This is a genomic window from Acidithiobacillus sp. TH-A35 (assembly GCF_057473505.1).
Map to the genome: position 1 here is coordinate 1 of NZ_JBYCKR010000211.1, position 2,523 is coordinate 2,523.

Annotated in this window: 3 protein-coding genes; all 3 read right to left on the bottom strand. The window is 61.5% G+C overall.

What is annotated here, in order from left to right; genetic code table 11:
• Positions 1-582, bottom strand: a 582-nt coding sequence (gene dapE / locus AC2VNK_RS07280; protein ID WP_486883314.1) for a succinyl-diaminopimelate desuccinylase, incomplete at its 3' end; no start/stop codon positions are given.
• A gap of 11 nt (positions 583-593) precedes the next feature.
• On the bottom strand, positions 594-1,418 hold the full coding sequence (gene dapD / locus AC2VNK_RS07285; protein ID WP_291522836.1) for a 2,3,4,5-tetrahydropyridine-2,6-dicarboxylate N-succinyltransferase: 825 nt from the start codon (positions 1,416-1,418) through the stop codon (positions 594-596).
• Between the two features lie 13 nt (positions 1,419-1,431).
• Positions 1,432-2,523, bottom strand: a 1,092-nt coding sequence (dapC, locus tag AC2VNK_RS07290) for a succinyldiaminopimelate transaminase (RefSeq protein ID WP_486883315.1), incomplete at its 5' end; no start/stop codon positions are given.

The window sequence follows — 2,523 nt, forward strand, 5'->3', positions numbered from 1 at the left end:
ACCCTGTATACCCTGCACGGTCAGGCGTCCGTTCAGCGAGCCGCGCCGACCATTTTTGATGACATCGCCCAGCATGTTTTCGGAAGAGGGTTCGCCCACCACGCACCAGTCGATGGTCTCCCCATGTTCCCGTAACCAGTCCACCACATGCCGTGTGCCATGGGTGGCGATGCCTTCTTCATCGGAAGTGATCAGAAAGGCCAGGCGCCCGGAATGCCCCGGATGCAGGGCGACAAAACGCTCTGCCGCCACCACCATGGCAGCAAGACTGCCCTTCATATCGGCGGCGCCACGTCCGTAGAGCAGGCCGTCGCGGATGGTCGGCTGAAAGGGGTCGCTCTGCCATTCTGCGAGCGGGCCGCTGGGGACCACATCCGTATGTCCCGCAAAACAAAGACACGGACCGGCGTCGCCCCGTTCCGCCCAAAAGTTCTCCACTCCCCCGGCGGGCAGGCGTGTCACCCGGAAACCGACAGCCTCCAGCCGGGCGATCATCAGATCCTGACAGCCTGCATCCGTCGGGGTCACCGAAGGGCGGGAAATCAGGTCCTCAGCCAGCTCCAGTACGACACTTTTGCCCATGGGGCGCCCCCTCAGATGTCACGGAGAATGGCGTTGATGCCGACTTTGCCCAGGGTTTTGGCATCCACCTGCTTGACGATGACGGCGCAGTAGAGGCTGTAGCTGCCGTCTTTGGAAGGCAAGCTGCCGGAAACCACCACTGAACCTGCGGGCACCCGTCCGTAGGTAATCTCACCGGTTGCACGATCATAAATGCGCGTGCTGGAGCCGATGAAGACGCCCATAGAGATGACCGAGCCCTCCTCAACAATCACGCCTTCCACCACTTCCGAGCGGGCACCGATGAAGCAGTTGTCCTCGATGATGGTGGGGTTGGCCTGCAGGGGCTCCAGCACCCCACCGATGCCAACACCGCCGGAGAGATGCACATTCTTGCCGATCTGGGCACAGGAGCCGACGGTAGCCCAGGTATCCACCATGGTGCCTTCATCCACATAAGCACCGATGTTGACGAAAGAGGGCATCAGCACGCAGTTACGGCCGATAAAGGCCCCGCGCCGCGCCGTGGCGGGTGGCACTACCCGAAAACCGCCGGTGCGAAAATCGTTGCTGTTATAGTCGGCAAACTTGCCCGGCACCTTGTCGTAAAAATTGGTCTCGGCCCCCGGAATACGGGCATTATCCTGCAAACGGAAGGAGAGCAGCACCGCCTTCTTGATCCACTGATGGGTGACCCACTGGCCATCGCGCTTTTCAGCCACTCGCAGGACGCCCTTGTCCAGCCCTTCGATGGTCTGATGCACGGCTTCCCGCAGTTCAGCCGATGCCTGCTTGGGGGAAATCTCCGCCCGGTTTTCCCAGGCGGCGTCGATAATGGTGGCAAGACTCTGGCTCACACGAACTCCTTGATTAAGGTTTGTTAATGGTCGAAATGGTATATTGTTCCATAAAGTGACGCATGCGCTGCAGGCCCTCGACGCAATCTTCCAGGCTGCCGACCAGCGCGATGCGGACCCGATCCTTACCGGGGTGGACGCCGTGGGCATCCCGCGCCAGATAAGCACCGGGCAGGCAGCGTACATGCTCTGCCTCGTAGAGGGCGCGAACGAAGGCTTCGCCATCCCTCACCCGTGGCCAGAGATAAAAGCCGCCGGCGGGCGTTTCTACCGGCAGCACCGCACCGAGAATATCATGGGCGGCGGCAAACTTCCGGGCATAATCGGCACGGGTATGCTGCACATGCTGCTCATCCTGCCAGGCGGCGATAGCGGCGGCCTGAATGAAGGGCGGGGTGGCGGCACCCAGATAGGTCCGGTAACGGACAAAAGCCTTGAGGATATCCGCGTCACCCGCGACAAAACCACTGCGCGCACCGGGAATGCTGGAGCGCTTGGAGAGGCTATGAAAAGCCAGCACCTGCGCCAGACTGCCTGTCGCTGCGGCGGCCTCCAGAATGCCCGCGGGCGCATCTCCCTCGGGGTAGAGTTCGCTGTAGCACTCGTCGGCAGCGAGCACGAAGCCGTGTTGCCGGGCTTTGTCAATCAACCAGCCCAGGGTTTCCAGAGACAGGGTCGCGCCCGTCGGATTATGGGGTGAGTTGATGTAGAGTAACGCGCAGCGTGCCCAGACCGATTCCTCCACCGCGAGAAAGTCCGGCTGCCCGCTGGCATCACAATTCAGATAATAGGGCTCTGCCCCGGCGAGCAAGGCAGCACCCTCATAAATCTTATAGAAGGTATTAGGAAACAAGACAAAAGGCTTGGGGGTCTGACAAGGCGGCAGCGCCGCCTGCGCGACGCTGAACAAAGCCTCGCGGCTGCCGTTGGCGGGGATGACATGCCGCTCCGGATCGAGAAAACCAGCGGGCAGGGCAAAGCGCCGGGTGGCCCAGTCGGCAATGGCCTGCCGTAAACGCAGGTCGCCGAGCACCTTGGGATACTCGGCGAGACCATGCAGGTGCTCAATGATTGCTTCACTGACTATGGCCGGCGCCGGATGACG